This is a genomic window from Kitasatospora sp. NBC_01539 (assembly GCF_045040525.1).
Lineage (GTDB): Bacteria > Actinomycetota > Actinomycetes > Streptomycetales > Streptomycetaceae > Kitasatospora.
Window position 1 is genome coordinate 8,355,098 of sequence record NZ_CP109390.1, and the last position, 23,678, is coordinate 8,378,775.

Annotated in this window: 20 protein-coding genes; 6 read left to right on the forward strand and 14 right to left on the reverse strand. The window is 72.5% G+C overall.

Going from position 1 to position 23,678, the window contains the following annotated elements; all coding sequences use genetic code 11:
* Nucleotide 1: 1 nt before the first annotated feature.
* Complete coding sequence (locus tag OG335_RS36165) at nucleotides 2-892, forward strand: IS3 family transposase (protein WP_405015632.1); 891 nt, start codon at nucleotides 2-4, stop codon at nucleotides 890-892.
* Between the two features lie 341 nt (nucleotides 893-1,233).
* Nucleotides 1,234-8,511 carry a toxin glutamine deamidase domain-containing protein gene (locus OG335_RS36170; RefSeq protein WP_405009652.1) on the forward strand — a complete coding sequence of 2,426 codons (7,278 nt, stop codon included), beginning with the start codon at nucleotides 1,234-1,236 and terminating at the stop codon, nucleotides 8,509-8,511.
* 82 nt (nucleotides 8,512-8,593) lie between these two features.
* On the opposite strand, the gene OG335_RS36175 is transcribed toward OG335_RS36170, so the two are convergent.
* On the reverse strand, nucleotides 8,594-8,998 hold the full coding sequence (locus tag OG335_RS36175; RefSeq protein ID WP_405009651.1) for an integrase core domain-containing protein: 405 nt from the start codon (nucleotides 8,996-8,998) through the stop codon (nucleotides 8,594-8,596).
* A gap of 611 nt (nucleotides 8,999-9,609) precedes the next feature.
* Here OG335_RS36175 and OG335_RS36180 point away from each other — a divergent pair.
* Entirely contained in the window at nucleotides 9,610-10,287 is a 678-nt protein-coding gene (locus OG335_RS36180; RefSeq protein WP_405009650.1) for a DUF4232 domain-containing protein, read from the forward strand.
* Nucleotides 10,288-10,623: 336 nt separating this feature from the next.
* On the opposite strand, the gene OG335_RS36185 is transcribed toward OG335_RS36180, so the two are convergent.
* From OG335_RS36185 to OG335_RS36235, 11 genes are all read right to left on the reverse strand, one after another.
* A complete protein-coding gene (locus tag OG335_RS36185) occupies nucleotides 10,624-11,583 on the reverse strand; it encodes a pirin family protein (RefSeq protein ID WP_405009649.1) in 960 nt (319 codons plus the stop codon).
* Nucleotides 11,576-12,121 carry an OsmC family protein gene (locus OG335_RS36190; RefSeq protein ID WP_405009648.1) on the reverse strand — a complete coding sequence of 182 codons (546 nt, stop codon included), beginning with the start codon at nucleotides 12,119-12,121 and terminating at the stop codon, nucleotides 11,576-11,578. The genes OG335_RS36185 and OG335_RS36190 overlap by 8 nt, the downstream gene beginning before the upstream one ends.
* Nucleotides 12,122-12,142: 21 nt before the next feature.
* Nucleotides 12,143-12,448: a GNAT family N-acetyltransferase gene (locus OG335_RS36195; protein ID WP_405009647.1), complete on the reverse strand. Its 306-nt coding sequence runs from the start codon at nucleotides 12,446-12,448 to the stop codon at nucleotides 12,143-12,145.
* A 63-nt stretch (nucleotides 12,449-12,511) separates the two neighbouring features.
* Entirely contained in the window at nucleotides 12,512-13,078 is a 567-nt protein-coding gene (locus tag OG335_RS36200) for a flavoprotein (RefSeq protein ID WP_405009646.1), read from the reverse strand.
* Nucleotides 13,079-13,329: 251 nt separating this feature from the next.
* Nucleotides 13,330-13,776 carry a nitroreductase family deazaflavin-dependent oxidoreductase gene (locus tag OG335_RS36205; protein ID WP_405009645.1) on the reverse strand — a complete coding sequence of 149 codons (447 nt, stop codon included), beginning with the start codon at nucleotides 13,774-13,776 and terminating at the stop codon, nucleotides 13,330-13,332.
* A 228-nt stretch (nucleotides 13,777-14,004) separates the two neighbouring features.
* Nucleotides 14,005-15,009, reverse strand: coding sequence for a YdcF family protein (locus OG335_RS36210; protein WP_405009644.1), 1,005 nt, complete (start codon nucleotides 15,007-15,009; stop codon nucleotides 14,005-14,007).
* 63 nt (nucleotides 15,010-15,072) lie between these two features.
* Complete coding sequence (locus tag OG335_RS36215; RefSeq protein ID WP_405009643.1) at nucleotides 15,073-15,309, reverse strand: hypothetical protein; 237 nt, start codon at nucleotides 15,307-15,309, stop codon at nucleotides 15,073-15,075.
* Between the two features lie 146 nt (nucleotides 15,310-15,455).
* Entirely contained in the window at nucleotides 15,456-15,770 is a 315-nt protein-coding gene (locus OG335_RS36220) for a hypothetical protein (RefSeq protein WP_405009642.1), read from the reverse strand.
* A 71-nt stretch (nucleotides 15,771-15,841) separates the two neighbouring features.
* A complete protein-coding gene (locus OG335_RS36225) occupies nucleotides 15,842-16,537 on the reverse strand; it encodes a VanZ family protein (RefSeq protein WP_405009641.1) in 696 nt (231 codons plus the stop codon).
* Between the two features lie 66 nt (nucleotides 16,538-16,603).
* Nucleotides 16,604-17,431 carry a hypothetical protein gene (locus OG335_RS36230; RefSeq protein WP_405009640.1) on the reverse strand — a complete coding sequence of 276 codons (828 nt, stop codon included), beginning with the start codon at nucleotides 17,429-17,431 and terminating at the stop codon, nucleotides 16,604-16,606.
* 239 nt (nucleotides 17,432-17,670) lie between these two features.
* Complete coding sequence (locus tag OG335_RS36235; RefSeq protein WP_405009639.1) at nucleotides 17,671-19,134, reverse strand: MFS transporter; 1,464 nt, start codon at nucleotides 19,132-19,134, stop codon at nucleotides 17,671-17,673.
* A gap of 209 nt (nucleotides 19,135-19,343) precedes the next feature.
* Here OG335_RS36235 and OG335_RS36240 point away from each other — a divergent pair, with 209 nt between their 5' ends.
* On the forward strand, nucleotides 19,344-20,060 hold the full coding sequence (locus tag OG335_RS36240; protein WP_405009638.1) for a TetR/AcrR family transcriptional regulator: 717 nt from the start codon (nucleotides 19,344-19,346) through the stop codon (nucleotides 20,058-20,060).
* 105 nt (nucleotides 20,061-20,165) lie between these two features.
* On the opposite strand, the gene OG335_RS36245 is transcribed toward OG335_RS36240, so the two are convergent.
* On the reverse strand, nucleotides 20,166-20,576 hold the full coding sequence (locus OG335_RS36245) for a hypothetical protein (protein WP_405009637.1): 411 nt from the start codon (nucleotides 20,574-20,576) through the stop codon (nucleotides 20,166-20,168).
* A 172-nt stretch (nucleotides 20,577-20,748) separates the two neighbouring features.
* On the opposite strand from OG335_RS36245, the gene OG335_RS36250 reads away from it, so the two are divergent.
* Entirely contained in the window at nucleotides 20,749-21,408 is a 660-nt protein-coding gene (locus OG335_RS36250) for an HAD family hydrolase (RefSeq protein WP_405009636.1), read from the forward strand.
* A gap of 168 nt (nucleotides 21,409-21,576) precedes the next feature.
* Nucleotides 21,577-22,779 carry a saccharopine dehydrogenase family protein gene (locus tag OG335_RS36255; RefSeq protein WP_405009635.1) on the forward strand — a complete coding sequence of 401 codons (1,203 nt, stop codon included), beginning with the start codon at nucleotides 21,577-21,579 and terminating at the stop codon, nucleotides 22,777-22,779.
* A 35-nt stretch (nucleotides 22,780-22,814) separates the two neighbouring features.
* Here OG335_RS36255 and OG335_RS36260 read toward each other — a convergent pair whose 3' ends face one another.
* Nucleotides 22,815-23,510 carry a peptidoglycan-binding protein gene (locus OG335_RS36260; protein WP_405009634.1) on the reverse strand — a complete coding sequence of 232 codons (696 nt, stop codon included), beginning with the start codon at nucleotides 23,508-23,510 and terminating at the stop codon, nucleotides 22,815-22,817.
* Between the last annotated feature and the right edge of the window lie 168 nt (nucleotides 23,511-23,678).

The following is a 23,678-nucleotide window of genomic DNA, read 5'->3' on the forward strand; positions in this document are numbered from 1 at the left end:
CATCGACGCGGAGAAGGCCGACGGGACGAATCCGGACGGGTACAGCGTGGCCTTCCTCTGTCGCACGCTGGGCATCTCCCGCTCCGCCTACTATGCGCGCCGGGCCGCTGAACCGGTCCGGCGCGTCCGCCGCCGGGCGGAGGACCTGCTGGTCAGCGAGATCCGGGTGCTGCATGCCGGCTCGCGCGGCGCTTACGGGGCACCGCGGGTCCACGCTGCGTTGGTGCGGGCCGGGCGGGTCGTGAACCGCAAGAGGGTGGAGCGGCTGATGCGGGAGAACGACATCGTGGGGGTCACGCGTCGCAGGCGGCGGGGGCTGACCCGGCAGGCGAAGCGGGCGGTGTTCGCCGCGGACCTGATCGGCCGGGACTTCACCGCTCCTCGGCCGGGTGTGCGGCTGGTCGGCGACATGACCGAACTCGTCACTCTGGAAGGGAAGTTGTATCTGGCGACCTGCATCGACCTGGCGACCCGCGAGGTGATCGGTTGGGCGATGGCGGACCACCACCGCGCCGAGCTGCCGGTGACGGCGCTGCGGATGGCGGCCGGGCGCGGGCAGCTGGAGGTCGGCTGCATCATGCACACCGATCGCGGCAGCGAATACACCAGCGGTCAATTCCGGCAGGCGATAAGGGAGTTGCGGATGAGACAGTCGATGGGAAGAGTCGGCTCCTGTTACGATAACGCCGCGGCGGAGAGTTGGTTCGCCCTGCTCAAGGCCGAGATCGGCACCAGCGTGTGGGCCACCCGGGCCGAGGCCCGTGCCGACGTCTTCCGCTTCATCGAAGTCGAGTACAACCGCACCAGGCTCCGCAGGCACCCCGAGCTCGGATACCTCACCCCGCTCGAAACCCGGGCCAGACTGCGGCACGACTTCACCCCCGCAGCGTAGAAACCCGCTGTCCAGCATCAGGGGGGAACTTCAAGACGCCCGTTCACGAGCAGTTTTCGCCGGGGTCGCAGCCGCATGTCGATCCGTCGTTGCCGCCGGTCGACTCCGGTGGCGTTCCGCAGATGGTCGAGGGCGAGGTTGCTGCGGCACAGGTTCCGTTGCCGCCTTCTCGGCCGGAGAGTCCGTCGGTAGGGGATGGCGGTCCCGTCGTGCCTGTCGTCGAGCGGGAGAGCGTCCCCGCGGCGTCGCACGACGGCGTCCGCCAGGAGGTTTTCCCACAGCATGAGTTGACCGAAAAGCTGGTCACCTATCTCGGTGGGGAAGCAAAGTTGCACCCGCCGATGAGCAACTCTCTTCTGCAGAAGGTCAATCCACACGAGGTGTCGGCGCAGTCCGGCGACGGTATCCGGCCGGGCCAGGACCTGGACGCCCGCCTGGAGAGCGTCGCGGCCTACCGGGACACCCACTACGGGCGACCCCGGGTGGCCGGGCAGCCGGTGCAGGGCGGTGCGGAACCGAACCTCGGCAACCCGCCGGTGAACGGTCCGGACGGGTCCGCTCGGTTCGGTCAAGGACCTGACGCGATCGGGAAGTTGATGGATCAGGTGCGGGCAGGTGGGAAGGGCAGCTTCGCCACTGTGCTCGGCGCCGGTCCGAACGGCGAGGGCCACGCCGTCGCGCTGGTCCACGACCGCGACGGGCAGCTGCGCTGGGCCGACCTGGCGGACCGCAAGGTGACGTCGGCGGCCGGCGGCATGCCGGAGAACTTCCACGCCGACTGGACGGTGTGGGCGTCCGTCAGCGATCCGCACGGAAACATCGTTCCCGGCCGGCACGAGCCGGAGTTCACGGCCACCACCTCCAGCCGGACCGAGACGCTGAACGGGGACCAGAGCAAGGACCCGAAGGACGACTCGTCGCTGCCGAACACCCCCAAGCCGACCGATCAGACGTCCTCCCGCGACAGCCGGTCGGACGAGCCGGAGCCCACCGCGACCGTCCCGGTGACGCCCCGGCCGGGCGACAGCTCCTCCGTCGTCCCGCCCGTCGGCACCCACGGTGGGGGATCGACCCGCCCGCGGTCCGCCTCGGACCCGTCGGGGCTCGGCACGCGCGCCACGGACCCTCGCCCGTCCGACGGCGGCACCAGCTCGTTGAAGCGCAGCGACTCCGCCGGTGCCGCCGCCTCGCATCCGACCACGACGTCGGAGTCGCACCCGGTGACGGCCCAACCGGAGTTGCACCCGGTGACGGTGCCGGAGTCGCACCTGGTCACGACGCCGGAGTTCCCGCCGCTCGGCCGGCGGGTCCCCGTGGAAGGGGATGGTCTCTGCCTGATCCACTCGCTCGAAGCCAGCACGCCCGGCCTGGCCGCTCGGCACCCCGAGGGTCTGCAGAGGGCGGTCGCGGAGCACTTCGGCACCCTGCGTCCGGAGGACTGGCCGACCGAGGTCGTGTCGAACTACCGCAACCACCTGCTCAGCCGGTCGAACCTGGGCGAGAGCGAGCTGCTGGAGTTCCTTCCTCCCGAGAACCGGCCCGCGTTCGCGGGGATGCCCGACGACCAACTGCGGGCGATCATTTCCGATCACCTCGCCGTCAACTCGCCGGCTCCGTCGCCGCGTGAGCAGCAGGCCCTGCTCGGGACGGCCCGGGACTGGGCCGCCCGATGGGGGTCGGACGAGGGCGAGATGCTTCCGGCGGCAGCCGCCCACGCGCTGGACCTGCGCCTGCGGGTGGTCGACCACGACGGCCTCACCCGAGCCGTCTTCGGGCCTGCCGACGGGACGCCGGTGACGGTGTACCACCGCGGGAACCACTACGACGGCAGCGAGCCGCAGCCGGTCACCCCGGCGACCGGTCACACGTCGCCCACCCCCAAGCCGGAGGTGAAGGCTCCGGAGACCGGGCAGCAGCCGAAGCCGGAAGGCGAGCAGCCGCCGTCGAAGGAGACGCCCGAGTTCGAGCAGCAGCAGCCCGAGCCGACTCCGACCCCGGAGGGTGAGCAGCCGCCGTCGCTCATGACCCCCGAGAAGAACGAGCCGAAGCCGTCGAAGCAGGAGACCGTCGTAGAGCCGAAGCCGATCGCGGGCACCGACCTGGTGGTCGGGTTGACCTCGAACGAGGTGGCCGTACGGGAGAAGGTCATCGACATGCTGGCGCGGGCCGTGCCGGGTGACCGGGCGGCGGCCCGGGCGTTCGCGGACGCGAATTTCGGTCCGGCGACGCTGCGTCCGATGCTCAGCGCGCTCTCGCGGGGCGAGGTGTGGACGGCCCCGTTGGAGGGCAACGGCTGGAGTGGCAGCGTCAAACTGCGCGGCGAGATCACCGAGTCGAAGCACGTGGGCCAGAGGAAGATCGAGTTCGAGGACGGTGCCGACCGGACCGTGGCGACCGGTACCAACCGGGACTCGGCGTGGCAGTTCACCATCGGAGCCCAGGCCAGGCAGGCGCGCGGCGTCGGAGAGCCGCAGGAACTCGTCGCCTACTACCACGACCGTGGTCAGGCCGAGGTCAGCATGGACCTCGGCGGCACGGTGGCACGGTCGAAGACGAACGAGGAAGCCGACCTGTTCGAGTCGACGATGCAGCTGAAGCTCGACTTCGACGGCCTGAGCCACTATGGCACTCCGGTGCGCAACGAGTCCGGCGGGCATACCGAGACGGTGGACCTCGGCCTGAGGGTCGCGGTCCCGCAGCGCCCGGCTGTCACGGCGGACGGCGAGCAGCGGGTCCCTCCGCAGCGGCTGCAGGACGGTCGTGTCGGCGGTCAGGAGATCGTGCTCGACCTCACGCCGCGCGGCGCTTCGCTCGACCGTCCGCCGGTGAAGGCGCTGCTCGACAAGGCGGAGGCGGCGGCCAGGGCGGAGTTCGGCGACGAGTGGCCCGCTGTGCGCGACAAGGTCCTCGCCGAGGTCGACTTCGCCCGTCTCCAGCGCGACCTGAAGAGCATGACGGCGGGTGAGCCGGTCTCCGTCACGCTGACCGACCGCCGTGGCAATCCGCTCGGTACGGTCGAAATCACCGCGCGGGTCGGAGAGTTGAAGCAGGTCGGTTCCACCAAGGAGTCCGAGTTCAACATCGGCACCAGCATGCAGCAGGTGCGCAGCACGTCCTCGAACAGCGGCCACGCGGGCCAGCTCGGGTTCTCGTCCGTGGTCAAGCCGGATGCCGGTCTGATCACGCCCCCGGGCGTTGCCGGGCGGCTGGGGCGCGACCACATCTCGATCGTCGGCGAGGCCCGCACCTCCCAGCTGACCAGCAAGTCGAAGGTGCCGGGCGTCGTCTACGACGGCACTGTCCACTTCGACCTGTCGTTCAACGGCAAGCCCGTGGCGAGCGACGCGGGCGCGGCGGATGTCCGGCTGCTGGTCGACCGCGCGGACACGGCACCGGATCCGGCGAAGGCCGAGCCCGTCGCGGCCGAGCCGAAGGACGGGGCCGGACCCGAGCTCGAGGGGCCCGCCCCGAAGGCGGAGGGGTCCACCGAGCCGCAGCTGCACGAGGTCGTCAGCCCGCCTGCCAGCGTCTGGCACAGCGGCGACGACACGGGCGGGCTGGGCGAGACTGTCGTCGTCCGCGACCTGGAGAGCACGAAGGCGCTGCGTCAGGCGGTTGACACCGCCGGACGGGCGAAGTTCGGCAAGGACTGGGACACCGTCCGCGACCAGGTCCTGCGCGGGTTCAGCCAGCCGAACCTGGCCGCCCGGCTGACCGGCATGACCCGTGGCGAGCCGCTGGAGATCAAGATCCCCGGCCGGGAGGATCTCGTCGTCACCGCCGTCGCCAGGGTCGAGACGATGACCTACCGCCGGGAGGACAAGAACGCCGAACTCAATGCGGTGAACGAGACCAGCTCGTTCACCATGGACCGTCGGCTGGGCGCGCGTACGACCATCGAGCAGGGCTATGCGGGCGGCACACCTGTCAAGGGCGCGCCGGGCTTCGACCTGATTGCCACCGCGGCCGCCGAGCAGCGCCGGCGCGCCGGTGGGCAGGGCCGGCAGGCCGACCGGGTGTACGCCAGCGGCAAGTACAGTGCGCCGCAGGTCATTTACGGCACCCAGTTGGTCATGGACATCCACGTCGGCAGGCCCGGGGAGGCGAGCGGTCGGCCTGACGCGTCGGTGCCGGTCCGCGCCGAGGTGGGTATGGACGCCCGGGAGACCGTCAAGGTCCAGGCGCCCCGTACCGAGGACGGCGTGATCGACTTCAAGCGGCCCGCGGCGGACCCGGCGAACGGCACTCCGCCGAAGCCGGACGCGACCACCGGCACTCCGCCGAAGCCGGACGCGACCCACCATGCGCCGCCCCGGATGCGCGAGCAGCACGAGCTGAACGCGTCCTACGTGGTGCACAGCCTGAGCGGTGCCGACAAGGTGCGTTCGGCGGTGGAGGACGCGGTGCGCTCGAAGCACGGCGCGCCGTCGGAGGAGGTGAAGCAGCGGATCAACGCGAGCTTCGACCGGGTCGCGCTCAAGACCAAGCTCTCCCAGCTCACCCGCGGCGGGAAGATCACCGAGACGGTCTCCGGCAAGACCTGGTCGGCCGAGATCACCGTCCGGGCCCGGCTGGGGGACTCCACCCACCACTCCAACGTGGACAAGTACGAGTTCGAGTCCGGCACCCGGGCGTCGAGCGGCCAGGGCAACCTGCACGACGGCCGCAACCGGATGGCCGGCGGCGCTCAGGCCAAGATCAAGGCGCCGTTCGTCGACATCCCGGCCGGCTACGCGTACCGGGTGGAGCGCACCTACGGCCAGACGACGGAGACGATCGGCTCGGCCTCGAACCGCGGCAAGCACGTCGAGAAGGCCGTGTTCTTCGACGTCAACACGGCCTACGACGTCGAGGTCAAGTTCACCCAGCTGGGCATGTCCCACGGGACTGTCACCCGCCAGGTGGACACGGTGGCGCGGGTGGCCGTTCCGGAGCGTGACGCCGAGCCGGTGGGCGGACAGGTCGAGCGGCCCACGACGAAGCAGCCGAAGAGCTTCGTGGATCACAAGCGCCTGGACTCGTCGGCGATCGTCACCGACGTCCACGCGCTGCCCGACCCGACGTCGACCCCGGCACCGGCGAACGGCGCTGCGAACAGCGCGGCGAACGGTTCCACCGGGACGAAGTCCCCTCGCCGGACCCTCGGCGAGTCGATCCTGTCCCAGGTGGAGTCCGGCTGGAAGCCCGGCGACCTGCGCCTGCCGGGCAGGACGCCGAAGGGGCAACCCCGGTTGGAGAGCAACCCGTTCGGCAGCGACTGGAAGGGCATCCGCCGCGAGCTGGACAAGGAACTCACCCCTGACAAACTCCAGTCCAGGCTCAAGGGCATGACGGCCGGCGACGAGATCGTGGTGCGGCACGGGCGGACCACCGTCCGGGTCCGCGCCGTCCTCCGCAACGAGATGACGTACCTGGGCGACTCGGGCACCACCGAGTTCAACGCCGGTACCGACGTGCAGCGGAACTTCGCCACCACCGACGGCACCGGCACCACCCACCAGGGCGTGTTCGGGGCGGTGGCCTCCGTCCCGCTTCCGCAGGCGCCCGCCGTCTCGGTGACGGGCGGCGTGATCGGCACCGGAGGACGGGGCCACAACCAGGTGGACATCCAGACCCGGAGCACCACGGCCGGTACCGCCACCAAGACCAAGACGGACGGCAGCGCCTACAGGGGCGAGGCCGAGCTCCAGTTCACGATCACCCGGAAGCCGTGGGGCGGCACCCAGGTCTACCAGCGGCGCACCGCGGCGATCGGCTTCGAGACCATCGTCGAGTCCGGCGAGACCGTGCCGGTCACGCCGAAGCCCGACGCCGCCACCGCCGCCACCACCAGTGGGCGGCCCGACACCGACGCGCCGACCGTCGATCAGCAGCAGCGGCCTGCGACGGACGCGACCGCCGGCGACAAGCAGCCGCAGACCGTCTCGCTCCAGCCGCCCGCGTCGGAGACCGTCCAGGTCCCGCCGAACCGGATCTGGGAGACCGGCCTGCGCGACACCGACATCCTGCGCTGGCTCGGCGACGTCGGCGGCGTCCAGGACCTGGTGCGGCTGCGCGGACCGCAGTACTTCGGCGCGTCGACCTGGGAGAAGATGGAGCCCCAGGTCGGAAAGATCACCTCGCACAGCCACCTCTCGGCGCTGTTCGGCAGCGCGAGTCAGGGCGCGGAGGTGGCGGCGACGGTCCCGTCCAACAAGGTCACGTTCAGTGGCGGGAAGGGGGTGGAGGTCGCTGTGAAGGTCGTCTCCCTCGAGAACGGGTCGAACGGCAAGGCCGATGTGGCCCCGGCCAACACGCTCTCCTCCGGCAACACGCGGTACGACCTCACGGCGAACAACGCGGGCGCCCAGGGCCAGGTCGGAGCCAAGGTCACCGGTGCCCCGACCTCCAACAGCCCGTCGCTCATCGGCGGGGCGACCCGGTTCTGGCGTGACGGCGGCGCGCACGGCGACTCGGGCCAGGTGATCTCCAACGCCAAGTACCCCGAAGACCTGGCGCGTTACACCGGCTACGCCGAGGTCGACGTGACGTTCTTCAACGGGAACAAGGAACGGGTCACGGAGAAGGGAATCGTCCCTTTCACCGTCGACATCCCCGCAGCGGAGACCACGGCGAAGGGCGTGCCGGGGGACCACTACGTGGCGTTCACCCCGGAGCAGAGGGGAGGAGAGTCGCGCCTCACCGAAGGCGGGTGGCGGCTCTCCGAGGTCGAGCGGGCCATGACGCCGGACGACGGCGAGCAGACGACCGGCCGCACCTCGTCCGCCCCCACCCCGGCCCCCGCCCCCACTCCGGCCCCCGCCCCCACTCCGGCCCTCACCCCCGCCCAGTACGAGCAGCTGATGGGCACTGTGCGGCTCGGGCAGGCGTTCGCCAACGAGGAGTTCACCTCCAGGACCGACACCGGCGCCGCCCGCATCAGGGCGGCCCACCGGCTGGTCGAGCTGGCCGGCGGCACCACGGCCGGCACCTCCGCCCTGCTCGGGGACCTGCTCCAGCCGGCCGAGGGGGCCCCGCTGAAGGCGGAGGAGGTGCGCAAGGTGATCGACTACGTCGCGCGGAAGAGCACCGCGGGGCCGATCACGCTGGACGACCTGGTCGCCGGAGCGCAGGACCGCTGGCCCGACCACGAGCCGTACGAGATCCACCGCGGCACGTGGACCGACACAGGCCCGGCCAGCGAACTGGTCACAGCCGCCATGGCGACCGTCGCGGACGCCGCCCGCCCGCTGCTCCAGAACGGGGCGCCCACCCCCGGGCAACTGCACCTCACCGTGGCCGGCGAAGGCCCCGAACTGCCGCTGCACCGGGTGTTCGACCTGGACGGCGGCCCGGCGGCTGAGCAGATCCGGAAGATCGAGGAGGAGACCTACCTCAAGCCGGGCACCCGGCCGAGCGAGGCCACCGTCCGGCTGACCGGCAAGCCCGGCGCGGGCCAGGACTGGGACTACCGGGTCACCACCCGGTCGGACCGCAGCCACGAACTGATGATCCGTCAGCTCAGGCCGGAGGAGGGGCAGCAGCGCGACCCGCAGGCCCAGGCCCGGGCCGACGCCCGCTCCGCCGGGCTCACCCGGTTCGTCGCGGACCGCACCGGAGCATCGGAGGGAGACACCTGAGCCGTCCGGGGGCCGCCGCGCCAGCGGGCGCGGCGGCCCCCGGCGGTCCGACCTGTGGGGCTCGGAAAGTCATCGCCGTTGGTCAAGTTGCGTACCGGTACTCGTTGATGACACCGCCGAGAACGCGGGTGCGCCGGAGTCTGCGGCCCTCGAGGTCGTCCACGGCGGTGGTCTGCTCGTGGGCGTCGGGTGGTAGCCGGTTGCGGGCGCGATGGGGACGGTGCTCGTTGTAGTGCCGCTGGTAGGCGGCCGGGACTTGCCGGGCGTGGGCCTCGTTCATGATGAGGACATGGTCCAAGGCCTCGCGCCGGATGCTGCCGATCACCCGTTCGCAGTGGGCGTTCATCCGGGGAACTCGCGGTGCGCGCTTGAGGATCTCCATCTCCTCGGCCTCGAAGGCGGCGTCGAAGGTCTGTCCGTACTTGTCGTCGCGGTCACGCAGCAGGAAGCGCAGGGACCCCGTGCGCCTGCCGAGGTCGGTGGCCATGTTCCGGGCCTGTTGCACCGCCCGGTACCGGGTGGGGCTGAAGGGCCGACAGGTCTCGATCACAGGCAGTAGCCGTGGCAGGGTGCTGGGGGGTCAAGGGGTCGCAGGTTCAAATCCTGTCGTTCAGACCAGTGGTTTCGCAGGTCGGAGGCCATTCTCATCCGAAGATGGGGGCGGCCTTCTTGTGCGTGTCTCAAGGGAGTGGTCGCAGGGTGGTCGCATCTCGTCCGGCCGCGGAGCGCAGCCGGGTGCGGGCTGACCTGTGCGCTCGAACCTCAACGCCGGCCGAAGTGCCGAAACCCTCTCGGCTCGGTCTCGGTCGTCCACCGGGCTCGAAGAACCGCCGTCCGGTGAACCGTTATGACGTGGGCCTGCTCTTGGTCACCGGCGAGCGCTACCGCCGACCGGCTCACCACGAGGTCGGCACCAAACCACGCCGCACCGGATAGATCTCAAGGTCAGGGCAATGGGTCACAACAGTCTCGTGACAGGATCCGGACCTCATCCGCAGTCAGTTGTCACATCCATCGTGATAAAAATTGTTTCGACCACAGGAACGAATGTTTCGACCGCAAGCACCATACGCACCACACCAGTTACGGGGAAGCGTCATGAAGAACCACACCCGCCGCACCAGCGCGTTCGCGGCCCTCGGCGTCGCTGCCGCCCTCTCGCTCACTGCCTGCGCCGGTGACGAATCGGGCAAGGACACCGCCGGCAAGGGAAGCGTCCCGCCCGCCTCCTCCCAGCCCTCGGACCCCGCGAAGGCCGGCCCGTCCCCGAGCGGCGGCACTGCGGACAAGGGGAAATCTCAGACCGCGAAGCCGAGTTCCGGCAGCACGGCGTCCGGCAGCAGCGGGGACAGTGCACCCCAGGGCGGTCAGAACGTCGAGCCCTGCAAGACCCGGAACCTGACCGTCGAAGCCAAGAACGCCTCGCCCGACGCGAGCACCGGCACCATCGACATCACCATGACCAACCGGGGCACCACCACCTGCTCGGCAACAGGCTTCGCCGGTATCGGCATCACCGACCAGGACACCACCACGAACCCCATCGAGCGGGGCAAGGCCGAACCCCGCATCACCGACCTGAAGCCTGGCGAAGCCGCAATCTTCAATCTCTCGTACGAGATCGACAACAGCGGCAACAGCCTCACCCGCCCGACCGGGATCCAGGTGACGCCCCCGAACCAGACCAGCCACGTGAACGTGAAGTGGCCCGCCGGCGCGGGCAACATCAAGGGCTTCTACACCGACGTCAAGGTCTACCCCACGCACAACAAGTAGCAGCAGGCCCTGTTGCGGTAGGTCCGGCGCTGCGATGGTGACTGGCTGTTACTGGGGTCGACCGCTGCAACGTGGGGTGATGTGCATCCGTGCACGCCGCACAGGTGTAGACCGATCGACTGACGTGCCGTCAGGAAGGTCGCCAAAAGGTCGGCACTGATGCAGCCGGACCCTGTGAAACCCGGGTCACACATGAGACCGGACGCGCCTCGCGGACACGCGTTTCAGTCGGGCCCGCGGGGTCGCAGGGCGGTCGGCGCGGCCATTGTGCGGTGCTTCCTGGCCGGTCGTTCCTGCGACCCTTCACGCGTATCTCGATGGGGACGTACTTGCAGGTCAGCGCACCCGTCCGCGCGGTTTCAGGGGGAGCGGCGGGAGCTCGGGGGCGGCGAGGCGGTGGCCGTCGTAGCCGTGGACGTCGCCGAAGCGGTCGCCCTGCATCCAGTCGCGGCGGGCCTCGGCGATCTCGTCGTGGGTGCGGCCGATGAAGTTCCACCACATGACGAGCTGTTCGCGGAAGGGCTCGCCGCCGAGGAGCAGCAGGGACGCGTCGGAGTGGGCGTGGAGCGGGAGGTGGCGGCGGCCGGTGCCGAGGTAGAGCATCGAGCCGGGTTCGAGGCGGACGCCGTCGACCTCGGTGAGGCCGCTCATGGTGAGCACGGCGTACTCGAAGTGCTCGTCGAGGGGCACCTGGTGGCGGCTGCCCTCGTGCAGGGTGAGGTCGGCGCCGACGATCGGGGTGTGGGCGGTGCCGGGGGAGGTGGCGCCGTCGAGGGTGCCGAGGATGACGCGGGCGTCGAGGCCGGGGGCGGTGACGCGGGGCAGGTCCGGGTGGTGTTCGAAGGCGGGGGCGCCGTGCCGGTGGCTGTCGGGCAGGGCGACCCAGAGCTGGGCGCCGTGCAGGAGCGGGGCGTGCGGCCGGGGGGACTCCTCGGAGTGGGAGATGGCCCGGCCGGAGGTCATGAGGCCGAGTTCGTAGGGCCGGACGGTCTGCAGGCTGCCGAGGCTGTCGCGGTGGAGGACCTCGCCCTGGTGGAGCCAGCTGACGGTCTGCAGGCCCATGTGGGGGTGCGGGGGCACCTGCATGCCGGGTTCGTCGGCGATGTCGTCGGGCCCGTAGTGGTCGACGAAGCACCAGGCGCCGACCATGCGCCGGCCGAGGGACGGCAGCAGCCGCCGGACGACGGTCGAGCCGCCGAGGGCGGTCTCGCGCGGTGGCAGGAGGTCGCGGACGGGCCCTTCGGTGGCCTGGCCGCCGCAGCGGGCGGCGGTGGGGTGCAGGTCGAGGTCACTCATGGCCGTCGTGCTCCTTCGCGTCCGCGTCCGCGTCCGTGTCCGCGTCCGCGTCCGTGTCCGCGTCCGCGTCCGTGTCCGCGTTCGCGTTCGCGGGTGCGGCGGGCCGCGGGCCGGCCGCGACGATCGGGGTGCCGCCGCTGACGGCGCGGGTGACGGGGGTCCGGTCGGCGATGTCCAGGAGACGGGCGCGCTGGGTGTCGTCGAGGTCGCCGAGGAGGTCGATGCGGCGGGTGATGCGGGCCGTGGCGTCCGGCCCCTTCTCGTAGCCGAGGTGGACGCGGACGGTCTCCAGCGGCCAGCCCTTGCGTCCGGCGTACATGCGCAGCGTGATGGCGGTGCAGGAGCCGACGGCGGAGAGCAGCAGGCCGACCGGGGTGGTGGCGGTGTCGCCGCCGCCGGACTGCTCGGGTTCGTCGGCGGCGAGGAGGTGGTGGCCGCTGCGGATGTCGACGTGGTAGTCGTCGCCGGCGCTGGTGGCGACGGCCGCGGCGGAGCGGACGAAGCGCGGCGCCTCTGTGGTCGTGGTGGTGGTGTCCATCGGTTTCGCCTCCGGGGCGGGTCAGAGGCCGAAGCGCTCGTGCTGGTCGGCGGGGACGAGGTCGGCGTACTCGGGGTGCTTGACGATCCAGCCGCGGATGAAGGGGCAGTAGGGCAGCACGGTGAGGTCCTGCTCCCGGGCGGTGTCGAGGGCGGCGCGGGCGAGGTGTCCGCCGAGGCCGAGGCCGCCGAAGCGGGGGTCGATCTCGGTGTGGATGAAGGCGATCTCGTTCTCGTGCCGGTTGTACTCGGCGAAGCCCGCGAGGTCGTCGTTCTCGAAGATCTCGAAACGCGAGCCGTCCTGGTTGTCCGTCACGTGGATGCCCATCGTGGTGCCTCTCCTCTTCGTCGTCGGGGCGGCCGGTGGCCGCGCATATAGTTTAGTGTTCAATTACTTGTGGATCAAGTCCTCGCCGCGAGGCCGCTGCGGCGGTCCGAGCGAGCCGAGCGCCGCCGCCCACGGGTAGGTCGCCGGGTCGCCCTCGCCAGGGGCGGCGGGCACGTACAGGCCGGGCCCGAGGAGCACGCGGACTCCGGCGCCGCGGAGGGTGTCGACGGACCGGCCGAACTGCGGGTGCGCGGTGAGCGCCGTGTTGGTGCACGGCATGACCGACACCGGGATTCCCTTGCCGACGGCCTCGGCCGCGTACCCGACCACCCAGGACGTCGTGATGCCGAGCGCGAGGCTGTTGACGCTGTTCAGCGTCGCCGGGGCGAACAGGACCGCGTCCGCGGGCGGCAGCACGTCCGGATCCCCGGGGCGCCGGTACCTCGACTTCACGGGATGCCCGGTCAGCTCCTCCAGGCCGGCCAGGTCGTCGGCGAGCCAGTCCGCCGCCGTCGGGGTCAGGCCCAGCACCACGTCCCATCCGGAGGCCTGCCCCAGGCGGACGGCCCCGGCGGCGTCGAGGACGGGCGCGGCGGCGGAGCCCAGCAGGTACAGCACACGTTTCGGCATGCCGACCAGCCAAGCCGCACCACCCGGGCGGAGGCAAGCGGCGGAGGCCGGCCGCGGAGGCCCGCAACGGCTGCGGACGGCGGCGGCGGGCGACGTGCGGCCCGGGCGACGGCGGTCGGCGGCGACGGAAGACCCCCGGCAACTCGCGCGGAGTCGCCGGGGGTTCACGTGAGGCGGGAGGTCAGGGGCGGGTCGCCCGGCGGCGTGCGTACTGATGCGTGCCGGTGCGTCCCGGTGCGGTGCGGTGCGGCTCAGTGCGGTGCGGGCGCGGGCCGCAGCACGAAGACGGGGATGACGCGGTCGGTCTTCTCCTGGTACTCGGCGTAGTCCGGGTACGCCGCGACCGCGCGCTCCCACCACACGTCCCGCTCCTCGCCGGTGACCTCGCGGGCCGTCATGTCCTGCCGGACCGGGCCGTCCTGGAGCTCGACCCGCGGGTCGGCGACCAGGTTGTGGTACCAGACCGGGTGGGTGGGCGCGCCGCCCTGGGAGGCGACGACGGCGTAGGCGCCGTCGTGCTCGACGCGCATGAGCGGGGTCTTGCGGACCTTCCCGCTCCTGGCGCCCAGGGTGGTGAGGACGATGACGGGCATGTCCCGCATGGTCGTGCCCTCGGTGCCTCCGGAGCTCTCGTACTGCTCCACCTGGTCGCGGACCCACTTGGTCGGGCTCGGCTCGTACTCGCCCTTGAGCGGCATGTCGCCCCACTTCCGTTCGTGCCTGGCTGGTGTCGGGGCGGGCGGTCGCCCGCCCCGACCATGCATACCACCGCGGCCTCGGGCGGCCGGAGTTGCCGGGGTGTCCCGGCGTGGCGGGCCCGCGGGCGGTACGCCCGGGGCGGGGCCGGGGCGTGCGGGAGGCCGACGGGTGTCAGCGGCCGGCCGCGCCGTGCTGCTGCGCGGCAGCGGCCGGCCCCTGCCCGGGGGTCAGCTCGGCCGTCCGGCCTCCACTCCCAGGGCCACCAGCAGAACGCCCATGGTGGCGTTGGTCGCCGGGTACGACACGAGCACCGCCGCGAACTCCCGCAGCACGGCGCTCGGCCAGTAGTAGCCCGCGGTCGGTGCGCCGATCACCTGGCCGGTGACGCCCGCCCGGCGGGTCGCGAGGGCGGCGCGCAGCACGTGGAAGGTGTTGGTGACGACCACGCAGCGGTAGTCGGGCAGTTCGGCGGCCATCAGGGCGGCGCTGTACTCCATGTTCTGCGCGGTGTTCTCCGAGCGGTCCTCCAGACGGACGGCCCCGGGCGGCAGGCCGCGGGCCGCGAGGTGGCGGGCCATCGCCTCGGCCTCCGACACCTGCTCGTCGTCGCCCTTGCCGCCGGAGACGACCACCACCGGTGCCCGGCCCCGGGCGGCCTGCTCCTCGTACACGCCGAGCGCCGTGTCGAGCCGGGCGGCGAGCAGCGGCGGCACCCGGTCGCCGTTCAGCAGGCCCGCGCCCAGCACGACGACGAAGTCGACGTCGCGGCGGGTGCCGAGGCGGCGGTAGAGGAAGGCGTAGCCGAGGAAGCAGAGCAGCAGGAACGACAGGTAGCCGGCCAGCAGCAGGGCGCTCGCGGCGACGGCGTGCAGGACGGGCGAGTCGACGCGTACGGCGGCCCACAGCACGCCGATCAGGGCGAACACGGCCAGCCCGGCGAGCAGGGAGAGCAGGTTCGCGGGTCGGCCGCCCTCCTGGCGGATCATGTGCACGCCGTTGGCCAGCAGGAGCACCCCGGTGGCGACGGCACCGAGCAGGGCGGCGGCGGGCAGGGCGGTCGTGGCGGCGTCGACCACCTGGTCGGGCAGCCGGTCGAGCTCGCCGGCGAGGCCCACGGCCGCGAGGACGGCGGCCAGGCCGAGCAGCACGGCGTTGCTGAACCTCCGGCGGTCACGGCGTACCCCGACGACGAACAGCACGAGCATCAGTGCGGCGAGCAGGTAGGCGACCATGGGCCCGATCGTAGGGCGGCGGACCGGCGGCCCGAACGCGCCGTCCTGCCGTGCCGGGCCGGTTCAGCCCTCCCGGGCGTCCAGCCAGTTCAGCAGGACGGTGCGTTCGGCGGGCCCCAGCGGGCCGGACTCGGGGCCCGTCGCCCAGGCCCGCAGCCGGTCGACGGTGGCGGGTTCAAGGTCGCAGTACAGGCGCCAGACCGCGTGGGCGTGGCCCTGCGGGCCGGCCGGCCTGTCGCGGTTCCCGCAGTGCGTGAAGAAGGCGTCCACGAGGCGGTGGGCGTTCATCGCGTCGGTCACGGCGGGAGGTGGCCCTTCGTCCGGGTGCGGTGGGGTCGGCGGGGGATCACCCCACCGGTCCATCGTCCCGGACATGCCGTCCCGCCGCGCCGGGGCGGAAGGCCCGGCGCGGCGGGACGAAGGTCCCGGATCCGCGAATCCGCCGCCTACCCGACGTCGATGCCGGTGATCGCGGGCCGTCCGGTGGCCACGTCGTCACCGGTGAAGCCGACCGCGGCGAACGCGTCCCGGGCGAGCCGCAGGGCCTCGTCGCCGGCGGCGGTGCGGTCCGCCGCCTCCACCTCCAGGCGCAGGACGAAGGTGCCCTCGGGCTCGCCGACGGTCAGCACGTCGAGGTCGGGCACCTCGGCCCCGACCTGCTCGGGGTCCACGCCGCGGAGTCCGGCGACGAGGCTTCTCCGGGCACCGTCGTCGAGCGGCCGGTGGAGTGTGCCGGGGATGGTGATCACGTAGCTGCCCATGTCTTCCTTCTCGCCGCAGGCGGCGCCGGGAAACCTCCGGGCGGCCTGCGGCACGTGGCGGGGTGGTGCGGTCAGACCTCGGCCGGGCCGCGGGGACGGGAGCGGGAGCGGTACAGCGCCTTCGACAGGTGGCGGCCCACGAGGAGGTAGAGGAGCAGGGCTCCGCCGGTGTTGAGGATGACGTCGTCGACGTCGAACGCGCGCCCTGGCACCAGGGCGGCCTGCGCGACCTCCACGGTGGCCATGGTCAGTACGGTGAGGCCGGTGACCCGCAGCAGACCTCCGGCGCGCCGGGAGAGCAGCGGCAGCAGCACTCCGAAGGGGGCGCCGAGCAGGATGTTGCCGCCCACCTGGCGGGCGGCCTCGCGGACGGCCGGCCGGTCGAGGTAGGCCCTGAGCGAGGCGCCGGGATGAAGGTTGGTGTGCGCGATGCCGCGTGAGGCGGGGGAGGGCGAGAGCGTGGCACGGGCCAGCGCGACCGCGAACAGCACGGTCAGCGCGACGGCGACCAGGAGCACCACCGCGCGCAGCACCGCGGCGAGCGGCCCGCGACGCTGCAGCAGCGGGGGCCTCATCCCGGTGGGCCCGGGCGTGGCGGGCCCGGGGGCGGTGGGATCGAGCTTGGCGGGCTCGGTGGCGGTGCGGCGGGAGCGCCACGTGCGGCCGGGCCTGCGGCCGGGTGCGGTTCCCTCCGGCGCCGGGCCGCCCCCGCCGCCCGCCTCGCCGACCGCCGCCTCCACCGGTCTCGCCGTGCGGAATGCCGTCATGACCCCTCCTCGTCTGCGCCCGCGCCTCCTCCGGGCGCCCGGGCCGTGTACCCGGCGCGGGGCCGTTCACACGCGGCCCGGCTGCCGGGCCTCCTCCTCGTGCTCGGTGCGGCGCAGCGAGCGGGTCAGGACGACACCGCCCGCGACGAGGGCGATGCCGACCCAGGCCGGGCCGTCGTCGGCGGCGAGCAGCACGATGCCCACCGGCACGAGGTAGCCGGCGAGCGGCAGGAGGAAGGCGCGGACGGTCGGCACCGGGACGTCGTCGCCGCGGGCCCGGGCCGCCCTGGCGCGGACGACGTCCGGGTACCACCCGGTGAAGCGCACCGCGGCGATGATCGCGCCGATCTGGATGATCCAGCCGGTCCACAGGTTGTTCGGGTTGTGCAGCACGAGGTCGCCGTACAGGCCGGCGAGGGCCGCGACGAGGAAGGCGGCGCCCCACACACCGGTCAGCAGGTAGTTGGTGCGGACGAACTCGGGCGTGTGCCAGAAGTTGCGGGGCGTCTGCTCGCGGGCGTACTGCAGGGTGAAGGGCGTGCCGACGGCCATCGACCCGAACGCGATCACCACCAGGGCGATGTTGGAGACCTCCCCGGCGTACGTCTCCAGCCAGGTGAGCGTGCCCGCCGAGGCGAGCGCGCCGATCACGGTGAGGCCGGCGAAGAAGACCACGTCGGACACTTCGAGGATCTTCCACGAGCTGCCCGGTGCGCGGATGCGGCCGATCACGACGAGGGCCGCCGCGAGCGCGAGGGCCGCGCCGACGGCGATCTCGAACCGGCCCGGACCCACGACGACCGAGAAGAGGATCCACGGCGACATCCCGACGATCGGGCTGTCCAGTAAGCCTCCGGCGCTGCGGCCGGTCCGGGTCTCGGTGGCGGTGTTCACGAGGATCTCCTCCCGCTCGGCAAGGCTCCTTCCAGCATCCGCCCGCCTGCCCGGCGCCCGCCACCGAGCCCGGCCCAGCCCGCCCCTGGGACGCCACCGGGCCCGGGCCCGCCGCGCGGCCGGTGCGGCCGTGCAGCGGGCCCGGGCCCGGTGGTGCTCCCCGCGGTACTCCCCGTCGTGCTCCGCGGTACGCGGTGGAGCCGCGCGGTGCGGGGAGGGAGCGGCGGGGTGCGCCGGTGTCAGGCCGGGACCTTCTCGGTGCCGGTCTCGGCGGCGGTCCCGGTCTCCGCGGCCTCGTCGTCCTGCGGCCGGGCGTGCTTCGGCAGGAGGAAGACGGCGAGGAAGACCACCGCGAGCATGGCGATCTCGACGCCGAGCGTGAACTGCTCGGCGTGGACGAAGCTGGCGCTCTTGACCTGCTCGAAGAAGACCGTGCCGAGGATCGCCGTGCCGAGGGCGGCACCGAGCTGCTGCACGGAGGTGAGGGTGCCGGAGGCCGAGCCGGTCTCGTGCGGCTCGACCGAGGCGAGCACCGTGTCGAAGAACGGCGCCATGACGAAGCCCATGCCGAGGCCGGTGACCGCAAGGGCGGGGGCGAGCTGCCACGGCGTGACGCTCTCCCCGGCCTGGCCGAGGGTGAGGATGAGGCCGCCGACGCCCGCGGCCATGCCGATCAGGCCGCCGTGCATGACCTTGCGGCCGAACTTCACCAGGCCCTGCGAGGCGACGAACGCGACGACCATGCCGATCGAGGACGGGATGCCCGCCAGGCCCGCCTTGGTCGGCGAGTAGTGCAGGCCGATCTGGGTGTAGAGGCTGAAGGTCAGCCAGAAGCCGGTCATCGCGGAGAAGAAGAACAGGCCGAGCACCATGCCGCCGCTGAAGCCGCGCTTGCGGAACAGGCTCGGCTCGACGAGCGGGTCGCGGCCGGAGCTGCTGATGCGCTTCTCGTACCAGGCGAAGACGGCGAAGACGGCGAGGGCGAGGCCGATCAGGGCGAACGCCCAGGCGGGCCAGCCGTGCTCGCGGCCCTGCACCAGCGGGAAGATGATCATCGCTGCGCCGGCGGCGGCGAGCAGGGCGCCGACGAGGTCGAGCCGGACGGCACGGGCGCTCTTCCACTCGGGCAGGAACGCCAGGCCGCCCGCGACGGCGAACAGGCCGAGCGGGATGTTGATCAGGAAGATCATGCGCCAGCCGGTGCCCCAGAGGTCGGCGTCGACGAGCCAGCCGGCGAGGATCGGGCCGCCGACCGTGGAGAGCCCCATGACCGGGCCGAACAGGCCGAAGGCGGTACCCTGCTCCTTCTCCGAGAAGATCTCCTTCAGCATGCCGAGCCCCTGCGGCAGCATGATCGCGCCCAGCAGGCCCTGGAAGGCGCGCGCGGCGATCAGCTGCTCGGGGCCCTGGGCGAGGCCGCAGGCGATGGAGCCGAGGGTGAAGCCGACGGCGCCGACGAGGTACATGCGGCGGCGGCCGAAGATGTCACCGAGGCGGCCGCCGGTGATGAGGCCGATCGCCATGGCGAGGGTGTAGGCCGCGCCGAGCCACTGGATGGTGCTCTCGCCGCCGCCGACGTCGGCCCGGATGGCCGGCGCGGCGACGTTGGTGACCAGCGAGTCGAGGAGGTCCATGACCTCGGCGGCGAGGATCACGAAGAGCGCGGCCCACCGCCATCGGTAGGGCGCGGACGGGTCGGTCATGAGGGGCTCCGAGTCTGGAACGGTGTTTGATTGACGAACACTGTTCTACGGAGCGATCCTCGTTCCGTCAAGCCTGCAGGTCGACGCCCCGAACACTGTTCGCCACGGGTACGATGTTCGTCGCCCACCGTGACAGCCCGGGTTCACCCGGCACGCGCCGGGCGACCACGCCCGCCCGCACCCGCCCGTACCCGACGAAGGAGGCGCGCATGACCTCGGACGGCCACGCGGACATGCCCGCCGTGCCCTGGCACAAGCCGCGCCGCACGGACCCGCGTCAGCCCCTCACCCGGGACGCCATCGTCGAGGTCGGCATCCGCATCCTCGACGCCGAGGGCATGGCCGGCGTCACCATGCGGCGCGTCGCCCAGGAGCTCGGCACCGGCCCCGCCTCGCTCTACGCCCACGTCTCCAACAAGGACGAGCTCCTGGAGCTCATGCTGGAGGAGATCTCCGGCGAGATCACCCTGCCCGACCACCCCGAACCGGACCGCTGGAAGGAGCAGATCCTGCAGCTCTGCCTCGACGCCCAGCACGTGTACACCCGGCACCGGGACATCACCGTCGTCTCGCTCGGCAGCATGCCCGTGGGCCCCAACAAGCTCCTCCCGGCCGAGTTCATGCTCGACCTGATGATCCGCGCCGGCATCCCCGGGCAGGTCGCCGCCTGGGCGCTCGACGGACTCGGCCAGATGATCGACGTCGACGCCTACGAGGCCTTCGTCTACGGGATGAAGGCCGGCAGCGGCATCGACCTGGAGGCCTACTTCGACGAGGTCGGCCAGTACTTCCGCCGACTGCCCAAGGACAGGTTCCCCCGCATCAGCGCGATGGCGGAGACCATGACGACCGGCGACGGCGACGACCGCTTCCGCTTCAAGGTCGAGGTCTTCCTGCGCGGCCTGGAGTCGTACATCGAACACTGAGCCGTCTGTCCGTTGTCCGTTGCCCGTTGCCCGTTGCCCGTTGCCCGTTGCCCGTTGCCCGTCTGCCCGCCTGGCGTCTGTGCGGCGGGCTGCGCGGTCGGCCCGTCACGGGGACCCCAGGCGGCGCTGCCACCAGGCGCCGGGCGGTGCGAACGGATCGGGCAGTGTGCGGCGTTCGAACTCCTCGTCGAGCCGGGCCACCACGCTCCGCAGATCACGGCGGGCAAGCCGGGGCATCGATCGGAGGAAGGCCTCCACGCCGTCGCGGTCGCCCATCGGGTCGTGGCACGGACAGTCCGCCGACTCGACGTACAGCCACCGGCCGGGCCGGCGCAGCGCGCCCTCGTACCCCCGGAGGGACGCGGCGAGGAACCCGGGCCCGAAACGGCGGGCCTCCAGGCGCCGCACCGCGGAGCGCGCCCGCCGGGGCAGGCCCCGCACCTCGCTGAACGGCCTCGACGGGCCCGGCGTCCTCGACATCACGGCGCGCACGGCGCCGGGCGGCCTACGCGGCATCGCCCTTTCTGAGCATCGTCATGGCGCCATCCTGGCAGAGTGGTGCAGATCCGCCGAGCCGTTTTCCTGCCCCCCGCCCGTCTGCCCGTCCCCCGGCCGTTCGCCCGTCGGTCCGTCACCTCCGCCGCGGCCGGGACTGACGGTCCGGTTGCGACGTGGCTACGCTCCCCGCATGACGATCAAGGCTGTGGTGTTCGACGTCGGTGAATGCCTGGTGGACGAGACCCGCGAGTACGGCACGTGGGCCGACTGGCTCGGTGTGCCGAGACACACCTTCGTCGCGCAGTTCGGCGCCACCATCGCCCGGGGCCTGGACTACCGCGAGACGTTCCACGTGTTCCGGCCCGGGTTCGACCTGTACGAGGAGCGAGAGAAGCGCGCGGCTGCCGGGCGGCCGGAGACCTTCGGGGAGGAAGACCTCTACCCGGACGTCCGCCGCTCGCTCCTGCGACTCAGGGCGGACGGCCTCTGGCTGGCCATCGCCGGGAACCAGACCGTTCGCGCCGGGCGGATCCTGCGTGAGCTGTTCGAGGACGACGTCGATCTGATCGGCACCTCGGACGACTGGGGTGCGTCGAAGCCCGACCTGCTGTTCTTCGAGCGTGTCGTCGTGGCCACTCCGGTCGAGCCGCACGAGATCCTGTACGTCGGCGACCGCCTCGACAACGACGTCCTCCCCGCGCTCGCCTCGGGGATGCGTACCGCGCTGATCCGCCGCGGCCCGTGGGGCTGGATCCAGCAGGACGATCCGGCCGTCGGCCGGTCGACGTTCCGCATCGACAGCCTGGCCGAGCTGCCCGAGCTCATCGCGAAGTTCAACGCAGGGAGCTGATCCCCCGTCGCCCTCCGCTTCCCGGGTGACGCCGCGGGCCTGGTTGACGGGCGCCGGCGCGGTGGCGGCGTACGGTGCGGGCAGCGCAGGACGGTCCTCCCGCCGGTCGGCCGGCCCCGTCCCGTCCCAGTCCGCTCCGTTCCGTTCCGTTCCGAGGAGAGAAGCACCATGCGAATCCTGCTCGTGGGAGCCGGCGGCGTGGGCGGCGCGGTCACCCGGATCGCCGCCCGCCGGGACTTCTTCGACCACCTGGTCGTCGCCGACCACGACGAGGCCCGCGCGGTCTCCGTGGCCGCCGCCGCCCGTGACCCGCGCTTCACCCCCGCCCGCGTCGACGCCTCCGACCAGCGGGCCGTCGAGGCGCTCCTCGCCGAGCACCGCTGCGACGTGCTCCTCAACGCCACCGACCCGCGGTTCGTCATGCCGCTCTTCCGCGGCGCCCTCGCGGCCGGTGTGCACTACCTCGACATGGCGATGTCGCTGTCGCGCCCGCACCCCGAGCGGCCGCACGAGCTCACCGGCGTCAAGCTCGGCGACGAGCAGTTCGCGCTGGCCGGTGCCTGGGAGGAGTCCGGCAGGCTCGCCCTCGTGGGCATCGGCGTGGAGCCCGGGCTCTCCGACGTGTTCGCCCGCTACGCCGCCGACGAGCTGTTCGACGAGATCGAGGAGATCGGCATCCGCGACGGCGCCGATCTCACCGTGGACGGCTACGACTTCGCGCCCTCGTTCTCCATCTGGACGACCATCGAGGAGTGCCTCAACCCGCCCGTCGTCTATGAGAAGGACCGCGGCTGGTTCACGACCGCGCCCTTCAGCGAGCCGGAGGTCTTCGACTTCCCCGGCGGCATCGGCCCGGTCGAGTGCGTCAACGTGGAGCACGAGGAGGTGCTCCTCGTGCCGCGCTGGATCGACGCGAGGCGTGTCACCTTCAAGTACGGGCTCGGCGGGGAGTTCATCGACGTCCTGCGGACGCTGCACAAGCTGGGCCTCGACGGCACCGAGCCCGTCAGGGTCGGCGACGCCCTCGTCGCGCCCCGCGACGTCGTCGCCGCCTGCCTCCCCGACCCGGCGGGCCTCGGCGACCGCATGCGCGGCCGGACCTGCGCCGGCACCTGGGTGAAGGGCACCAAGGACGGCGCCCCGCGCGAGGTCTACCTCTACCACGTCGCCGACAACGAGGTCACGATGGCCGAGTACGGCTCCCAGGCCGTCGTCTGGCAGACCGCCATCAACCCCGTCGTCGCCCTCGAACTCATCGCCGCCGGCACCTGGACGGGCGCCGGGGTCCTGGGCCCCGAGGCCCTGCCGCCGCGGCCGTTCCTCGACCTGCTCACCGCGTACGGCGCGCCCTGGGGGCTACGCGAGATGTGACCGGCGGGCGTCCCGGACCGGACGGCGGACGGCGGTCAGCCCTCCAGTGAGCGACGGGTCGCGGGCCCGTAGACCCCGGCCGGGTCGCCGGTCAGGCCGCGGTCGTGCTGGAGCTGCGTGACGCCGCGGAGGGTGGCCGCGTCGAAGACCGCGGTGCGCGAGACGTACGTGAAGCCCTGGCCGAAGAGCAGCTGCTGGAGTCGGGCCACCGCAGGCCCGCTGTCGCCCTGCCGCAGGACGCCGTCGGCCGGGGCGGTCGCCGCGCTGGTGGCCGGTGCCGTGCTCGCGACCGTGGTCGTGGCTGTGCCCGCGGCTGTGCCCGGGGCGTCCGAGGTGCTTCCGGTCGGTGCGGGGCTCGCGGTCGCGGCGCCGGGGGAGGCAACGGTGGTGGTGGCGGAGGTCCGTGACGCGGTGGTCGGTGCGGCGCCCGCCGCCGCGGGGAGCGGTCCGTCGGTGGCCGTGGTCGCGCCCGGCGCGGAGGGCTGCGCCTGCGGGCCGGGGGAGTCCTCGCCGGGGAGGAGGAGCAGCGCCAGGCCGGCACAGGCGGCCGCGACGGCGAGCAGGACCGGTAGGAGGTGCCGACGGCTCGGGCGCTGCGCGCGGAGCGGGGCCGCCGCGGGCGGGAGGTCGGCGAAGAGGTCGGCGGCGCCGGTCGGCGGCCCTGCCTCCGGCGACGGCTCGGCGGGGGCCTGCGGTGCGTAGGGCCTGACGAGATCGTCGTGGGGGTGCAATGGCGTTCCTCGTGGTGCGGACGGGCTGGGGCACATCATGCCCTGCGTCGCTCCCGGGCCCGCGCCGGGGTGGGTGGCGTGCGTGCCGGGAGCCCGCGGCTCGCCCGGGCGGGGCACCAACCCGCCGGAGGGCGGGCCGAGTCGGCGCCGTCGGCGCGCGCCGGATGC

Excerpts from the sequence above, each read along its gene's own strand:
- OG335_RS36175 (WP_405009651.1), bottom strand. The coding sequence starts at position 8,998 with ATGGCCACCGACCTCGGCAGGCGCACGGGGTCCCTGCGCTTCCTGCTG.
- OG335_RS36220 (WP_405009642.1), bottom strand. The coding sequence starts at position 15,770 with ATGGGCAGCTACGTGATCACCATCCCCGGCACACTCCACCGGCCGCTC.
- OG335_RS36190 (WP_405009648.1), bottom strand. The coding sequence starts at position 12,121 with ATGGACACCACCACCACGACCACAGAGGCGCCGCGCTTCGTCCGCTCC.
- OG335_RS36255 (WP_405009635.1), top strand. The coding sequence starts at position 21,577 with ATGCGAATCCTGCTCGTGGGAGCCGGCGGCGTGGGCGGCGCGGTCACC.
- OG335_RS36205 (WP_405009645.1), bottom strand. The coding sequence starts at position 13,776 with ATGCCGCTCAAGGGCGAGTACGAGCCGAGCCCGACCAAGTGGGTCCGC.
- OG335_RS36170 (WP_405009652.1), top strand. The coding sequence starts at position 1,234 with ATGAGCAACTCTCTTCTGCAGAAGGTCAATCCACACGAGGTGTCGGCG.
- OG335_RS36235 (WP_405009639.1), bottom strand. The coding sequence starts at position 19,134 with ATGACCGACCCGTCCGCGCCCTACCGATGGCGGTGGGCCGCGCTCTTC.
- OG335_RS36200 (WP_405009646.1), bottom strand. The coding sequence starts at position 13,078 with ATGCCGAAACGTGTGCTGTACCTGCTGGGCTCCGCCGCCGCGCCCGTC.
- OG335_RS36240 (WP_405009638.1), top strand. The coding sequence starts at position 19,344 with ATGACCTCGGACGGCCACGCGGACATGCCCGCCGTGCCCTGGCACAAG.
- OG335_RS36195 (WP_405009647.1), bottom strand. The coding sequence starts at position 12,448 with ATGGGCATCCACGTGACGGACAACCAGGACGGCTCGCGTTTCGAGATC.
- OG335_RS36250 (WP_405009636.1), top strand. The coding sequence starts at position 20,749 with ATGACGATCAAGGCTGTGGTGTTCGACGTCGGTGAATGCCTGGTGGAC.
- OG335_RS36185 (WP_405009649.1), bottom strand. The coding sequence starts at position 11,583 with ATGAGTGACCTCGACCTGCACCCCACCGCCGCCCGCTGCGGCGGCCAG.
- OG335_RS36225 (WP_405009641.1), bottom strand. The coding sequence starts at position 16,537 with ATGACGGCATTCCGCACGGCGAGACCGGTGGAGGCGGCGGTCGGCGAG.
- OG335_RS36245 (WP_405009637.1), bottom strand. The coding sequence starts at position 20,576 with ATGCCGCGTAGGCCGCCCGGCGCCGTGCGCGCCGTGATGTCGAGGACG.
- OG335_RS36210 (WP_405009644.1), bottom strand. The coding sequence starts at position 15,009 with ATGGTCGCCTACCTGCTCGCCGCACTGATGCTCGTGCTGTTCGTCGTC.
- OG335_RS36180 (WP_405009650.1), top strand. The coding sequence starts at position 9,610 with ATGAAGAACCACACCCGCCGCACCAGCGCGTTCGCGGCCCTCGGCGTC.